The following is a 6,217-nucleotide window of genomic DNA, read 5'->3' on the forward strand; positions in this document are numbered from 1 at the left end:
CCGCAGCAGGCCCTGCGTCTCACCGTTGGTGGTGCCGCTCGATGCCTGGGAGACGGCGGCGCATGCGTACTGCAGTTCCCTCTGGGTGGGCAGGGACAGTTCGGGGAAGCGCTGCTGGCGACGGCGCGCGCGCTCGACGCTCGACCGCTGATGCAGCGAGTGGAGGGTGACGAGCTCATCGACCGTCAGCGGTGGAGTGTCGGTGAGCAGAGGCGCGGGCAACCACGCGTACTTGGCTTCGTGCGCTCGGACCCGCCGGACGATCGACGCGGCCGTCCCCTCGTAACCGGCGGCGACATCGGCGTGGACCTCGGTTTCTTCCGCGCGCGCCTGCCGGATCTGTTCCATCAGCGTCGCGCGACGCTCCAGTGCGTCGTTGCGCTGCGTAGTGAGTTCGTCGATGCGCTCCTGTGCGCGCCGCACGTTGAATTGCGCCTTGCGGATGGCGATTTCGCTGACGCTACGGGTGAGCTCCACCGTGCCGCCGTGCACCGGGTCGGTGACGGCCACGCACAGTTCCTGCAGTTCGGACGGGAGCTTCTCGCGGAGTACACGCAGGGCTTGCGCCTTCTCACTGGTGACCAGCACGCGCTGGCCCCGTGCGAGCAGCGCCGCGACGATGTTGGCGATGGTGTGGGTCTTGCCCGTGCCCGGTGGTCCCTCGACCACGACACCGCTGTCACCGGCGAGCCGGTCGATGATGTCGCGCTGCTCCTCGTTGGCGGGCAGCGGCATCAGCTGCTCGCCGGTGAACTCGGTCGACGGCGTGCCGATACGGTCGAGCCACGCCACGCGGTCGGCCGGTTCGATCGCTTCGACGAGCTGCGCCAGCCCGAGCGGCACCGGGTTCGACTCGTCGGCGGCTGCCTCGATCATGCGGCTGTAGTACTCGATGAGCGCGTGGGCGCCGCGCTTGCGCAGCACGAGTACGGGCGACGGTGTCACGAAGGCATCGGACGACGATGCTTCGTCCGCCCGCTCGACGACGTCGACCGGCACGGTGAGCGCCCGCTCGGTCCAGCTCTTCAAGAACGCGCGGGCCGCGGGGTCGAGAGGCGAGGCGACCTGGGTGACGAGGGAATCGTGCAATTCGCGGACGCTCGTCGGGTCGAAGACCTCCAGTCCGGTGAGGAGCTGGACGTCTTCCAGCGACGGCCCGGCGTTGGGACTCAGCCGGACCACCAGGTCGCCGGAGTCGCCCTGTCGCTCGATGAGCGCGGCCTGCGTGATCAGGTGCGTATGGACCCGCGCGCCCGCAATACCCTCGGAGAGGTGCAGCAACCCGGACGCGACGACGAGCTCCAGCGATTCGGGCTGGTCCTCGAGATCGAGCATGGCTCGCTGCAGGAAGCTGTACAGATGCGAGGCGGCCTGTAGCTCGCGGTCGACGATCGCCCACGACCGCCAGTCCGCCAGCCAGGCGTCGAGACCGTCGATGCCGATGGCCTGCGGGTCGAGTTCGGGCTCGACGGCGGATTCCGCGATGTCTCCGTGCACGTATTTCGCGAGTTCGGCGGGCGGACGCGGGGGCTCTTCGAGCTGAGCGCGACGCGCGCGCAGGATGATGTCGCCCGATGCGGCATGGGGCCGCAGCCCGGCTCTGATGTTTCCCTCCTCGAGGGACATCACGGCGCGGTGTTTGTCGACGACGCGGATGGGCGCGCTGCGGGCCTTGACGAGCTCGGCAAGGAAGGCGAGCAGACGTTGCACGCGATCCCTCAGCTGGGGTTCGCTCTCGCCTGACTCCACGCGCTCTCCACTCACCCTTGCGGACGTCCTTCCGCCCGTCCACGGGGACGGGTATGTCCACCTTAGAAGCCCCAGCCGACGCGTCCGTGGCCGGTCCCGCTCACGACACGATCGTTTTCCGGCATCGAGCCCACCGCATCGGCCCGTAGAAACAACAAGCATGGGGTACTACGGCTGCACTGCCCGAAAGAAGTGAGACACGCACGACGCCCCGGTTGGTCGAAGGAACTCGGATCCACGGTCCGCTACTGGTTGCCACACCAGCCTTGGAGGTACTCCACAAGCGGGCCGGGTGGAGTCATCGCCACGAACCCGATTCCGGTGATCAGTTCGAAACCGACCTCGTCGAGTCCCCGACACCAGCGATGTCCCGTTACGATCCTTCCGAGTACATCAGCCGAGATGACGAGGAAGTCCACACCTCCAGGACTCAGCTCCACCGTGTGGGCCGGGATCGGCGAAACACGTCCGAGACCCACCCCTTCTGCCCCGTTCCTCTCGAGTTCTGCAGATTCCACGGGGCTGGTGAGATCGACAAGAGTCACCAACGCCTCCTGTTCACCGTGAGTGACGCGAACTCCATTCACCGAGACGGGTCGCTTACCCGGGTTTCTGAGCACGAGCTGCACCGCGCCCGTCACCGGAATGGAGTCTGCCAACAAGACGTCGTAGTAGAGATCAGCTCGGTCCACTTCCAACGCACGCGCTGAGACATCTGCAGATGCCCTCGACGAATTCGCGCTGACGCAGGCTGCGGCAGCCGACACCACCGCAACGAAAACCGCAATAATCGCAGTCCACTTCTGCCAATCGAACGATTGCGTCTGATCTCCAGAGTCTGCCCCCACTGAACGGAGACACTAGCGTTGGTGTCCGACACGTTGATCTCCGCTGCACGTAGCGGAGGTTCGGCTCGCGACTGTTACCGGAGTGCCGCGGCATGAGCGTGCCCGCGTAGGGCCGGCACGCTGATCTGCACGGAGAGCGTGGGGCACTGGAACCTCAGGGGATGGTGCTCGTGCGCGAGGCCGCCGGCGCGTGGTTGGTCGCTCCGAGTTCGCGTGCCGTCTGCCGCGGCGGCACCCGATCCAGCGCCCAGCGTTCGACCAGCAGCGTGATCTTGGTCGGCATCTCGGTACGCAGGCGCCGGAACGACTCCTCCGGGTCGGTTCCCACCCACCCGAGCAGCACCCACCACGCCCACGCGACCGCGCCGGCGTTGGCGACGAAATCCGGGATGACCGGGATGCCGCGACCGGTGAGCACGGCTTCGGCGTCCGGAGTCGTCGCGGAGTTCGCGGCCTCGACCACGACCCGCCCGGCGACCCGCCCGACGTTCTCCGCGGTGATGGCGTAGGAGATGGCAGCGGGAACGAAGATGTGGGCAGGAATGCCGATCACCGCGTCGCGCGGAAGTTGCTCGACATTCGACGGAACGCGGGATCGGTCGATCTCCCCGTATTCGTCCCGCAGGTCGAGCAATAGCGGAATATCCAGCCCTTCACGGCGATACAGCGTTCCGGCGGCATCGGCGACGGCGGTCACGTGCATACCCGCTTCGTGCAGATACCAGGCGGCGCCACCACCCATCGTGCCGATTCCCTGGATCGCGACAGTGGTCTCGGCCGGCATCCATCGGAACGCGTTCGCGGTGGCGATGCAGGCCTGCGCAACGCCGTAACCACCGATCACGTCGCCCAGCAGGAAACCGCCGTCGACCGGCGCGTTCAGGGACATCCGCACCCGGTCCAGGGTGATCGCCGGATCCGCCGCGCGGCAGATCGCGGCATGGAACGACTGGTGCATGCCAAGCCGCTCGAAGACCTCGTCGAGAAGATGCTGGGGAACACCCAGGTCCTCGGCCGTGACCCAATGCGCGTTCAGCCACGGACGCATCGCCTGGCAGAACCGCTGCAGCACGCCGACGGCACGGGGATCCTTCGGGTCGAAGTCGATCCCGCCCTTCGCGCCGCCCACCGGCAGGTCGAACACTGCGGTCTTGGCAGCCATTCCTCGCGCCAGATCCTCGACCTCCGACATCGTGCACCCGGCCCGCATACGTGTGCCGCCGGTCGCCACATCACCCACCAGGGTGTGGACGACGAGATAGCCGTGCGCACCCGTCACCGGGTCCGTCCAGATCAGGCGCATGAAAGGTTCGTCCTGGCGGGTGTCCACCGCGTCGACGCGTGCTGCCATCGTGGTCATGTGCGGTCCCCCGTTCGTCAGAGTCGTCGCTACGGCGATTCGGCCGGTGACGCCAGCGTGCCCGGGGGTAGCGCGGAGCGTCCAGTTACGAAACTCGAAGGTGAGAGTTCACGATTTCTACACAGCGCGATGTCGCAGCAGTTGCGAGCCTCTGCGCGTTACCTACGCTGACGACATGGAGCTGTCGCTGCGCCGGTTACGGATGCTTCGAGAACTGCATCGCCGTGGCACCGTGACGGCCGCCGCGCTCGCCCTGCACTACACCACCTCTGCGGTCTCGCAACAGCTCACCCAACTCGAACGGGATGTCGGCGCAAGGCTTTTCGAACGCCGGGGGCGTCGGGTCCAGTTGACCGAAGCCGGTGTACTGCTCGCCGAGCACGCCGAAGAGATCCTGCAGTCGGTGGAGCGCGCGACGACCGCACTCGAACGGACACGCGACGGTGTCACCGCGCGCCTCACAGCCGGCGTGTGGGCGTCCGTCGCGTCCACGCTGATACCCACTGCACTGGCGCTGCTGGCCGCCGAACACCCCGGCATCGAGGTCCGGACGCGAGAGCTCACGCCCGAAGAGACCGCCGACGCCGTCCGCGACGGTTCCCTCGACTTCTCCTTCGTCATCGAATACTCCGGCTACCCGATGCTGTGGGATCCGGAGCTGACGAGGGTGGTGATCGCGGTCGAGCGACTGCACGCCGCGGTGCCACCCGGAACGGTGCCGGCAGGCACCATCGCACTCGCCGACCTCGCCGAGCACCCCTGGGTCCTCGCTGGACCCCACTCTCATTTCGGTCGCGCGGTGAGCCTCGCGTGTCAGCGCGCGGGGTTCGAGCCCAGGATCAACCACGAAGTCGGTGAGCAGGCGACAGCACTGTCGATGGTCGCCGCGGGGCTGGGCGTCACCCTCGTCTCCGATCTCGGATTGACGTTGAGCCCACCCGGAGTCGAGGTGGTGGCGTTGACCGAACCGCTCATTCGCACGATCTCCATCGCCCATCGCGGGATCGCTGCGGAACGGCCCCCGCTGCGGCTGGTCATCGACGCCGTACGCACCGCCGCAGCGGAACGGGGGCTCGCGGCCCAGTAGCCACGAGCCCCCGCTTCTGTTGTCACTGCGCGAGCTGGCGCAGCACGTACTTCAGGATTCCGCCGTGCCGGAAATATTCGGCCTCGGCCGGGGTGTCGATGCGCACCGTCGCATCGAACTCCGTGTCCCCCGCCTTCACGTGCACGGTCTCGGGAATCTCGTTGCCGCCCTCCAGACCGGTGATGGCGAACTCCTCCTCCCCTGTCAGGCCGAGGCTCTGCGCCGACTCGCCCTCCGGGAACTGCAGCGGCAGCACGCCCATGCCGATGAGATTGGAGCGGTGGATGCGCTCGTACGACTGCGCGATCACCGCCCGCACACCCAGCAGCAGCGTGCCCTTCGCCGCCCAGTCACGCGACGAACCCGACCCGTACTCCGCGCCCGCGAGCACAACCAGCGGAGTGCCGTCCTCCGCGTACTTCTGCGCGGCGTCGTAGATGCTCATCTGCTCGCCGGTCGGCAGATACCGGGTGACGCCTCCCTCGACGTCCGGCACGAGCTGGTTGCGCAGCCGGATGTTGGCGAAGGTGCCGCGGATCATCACCTCGTGGTTGCCCCGTCGCGAACCGTAGGAGTTGAAGTCGGCCTGGTCGACGTCGTGCTCCTGCAGGTAGCGACCCGCGGGGCTGTCCCGTCGGATCGACCCGGCCGGCGAGATGTGGTCGGTGGTCACCGAATCGCCGAGCAACGCGAGCACCCGCGCGCCCTCGATGTCGCGCAGCGGGTCGGGCTCCGACGACATGCCCTCGAAATACGGAGGTCGCCGCACGTACGTCGACTCGTCCTTCCACTCGAACACCTCACTGTCGGGCACGTCGAGATTCCGCCACGTCTCGTCGCCCGTGTAGACGTCCTGGTAGCCGGTCTCGAACATCTCCGCGCGCACCGCGTCGTCGATGACCTCCTGGATCTCCTGCGTGGTGGGCCAGATGTCGCGCAGGTAGACCTCGTTGCCCTCGGTGTCGGTGCCGAGCGGGTCCTTGAAGAGGTCGACGAGCATCGAGCCGGCCAGCGCATACGCGATCACCAGCGGCGGCGACGCGAGGAAATTCATCTTCGTCTGCGGATGGATGCGTCCCTCGAAGTTGCGGTTGCCCGACAGCACGGCCGAGACGTTGACGTCGTGCTCGTCGATCGCGGCGGCAATCTCGTCGGGAAGCGGGCCGGAATTGC

5 protein-coding genes are annotated in these 6,217 nt (G+C 67.3%); 1 reads left to right on the top strand and 4 read right to left on the bottom strand.

Going from position 1 to position 6,217, the window contains the following annotated elements; genetic code table 11:
* The 3 genes from R1101_RS0114205 to R1101_RS0114215 form a co-directional block, all read right to left on the bottom strand.
* On the bottom strand, nucleotides 1–1,749 hold a 1,749-nt coding region (locus R1101_RS0114205; protein WP_232284755.1), incomplete at its 3' end, for an AAA domain-containing protein.
* Between the two features lie 245 nt (nucleotides 1,750–1,994).
* Entirely contained in the window at nucleotides 1,995–2,408 is a 414-nt protein-coding gene (locus R1101_RS30240; protein ID WP_232284756.1) for a hypothetical protein, read from the bottom strand.
* Between the two features lie 343 nt (nucleotides 2,409–2,751).
* Complete coding sequence (locus R1101_RS0114215; protein WP_016934078.1) at nucleotides 2,752–3,957, bottom strand: Glu/Leu/Phe/Val dehydrogenase dimerization domain-containing protein; 1,206 nt, start codon at nucleotides 3,955–3,957, stop codon at nucleotides 2,752–2,754.
* Nucleotides 3,958–4,132: 175 nt separating this feature from the next.
* Here R1101_RS0114215 and R1101_RS0114220 point away from each other — a divergent pair, with 175 nt between their 5' ends.
* Nucleotides 4,133–5,044, top strand: coding sequence for a LysR family transcriptional regulator (locus R1101_RS0114220; RefSeq protein ID WP_016934079.1), 912 nt, complete (start codon nucleotides 4,133–4,135; stop codon nucleotides 5,042–5,044).
* 22 nt (nucleotides 5,045–5,066) lie between these two features.
* Here the strand turns inward: R1101_RS0114220 and R1101_RS0114225 are convergent.
* Nucleotides 5,067–6,217 (bottom strand): aconitate hydratase (locus R1101_RS0114225; protein ID WP_016934080.1); only part of this gene is annotated, 1,151 nt, incomplete at its 5' end.

The organism is Rhodococcus sp. R1101 (assembly GCF_000278445.1).
Classification (GTDB): Bacteria; Actinomycetota; Actinomycetes; order Mycobacteriales; family Mycobacteriaceae; genus Rhodococcus; species Rhodococcus gordoniae.

Coding starts and splice junctions, on each gene's coding strand:
- R1101_RS0114215 (WP_016934078.1), bottom strand. CDS start 3,957: ATGACCACGATGGCAGCACGCGTCGACGCGGTGGACACCCGCCAGGAC.
- R1101_RS0114220 (WP_016934079.1), top strand. CDS start 4,133: ATGGAGCTGTCGCTGCGCCGGTTACGGATGCTTCGAGAACTGCATCGC.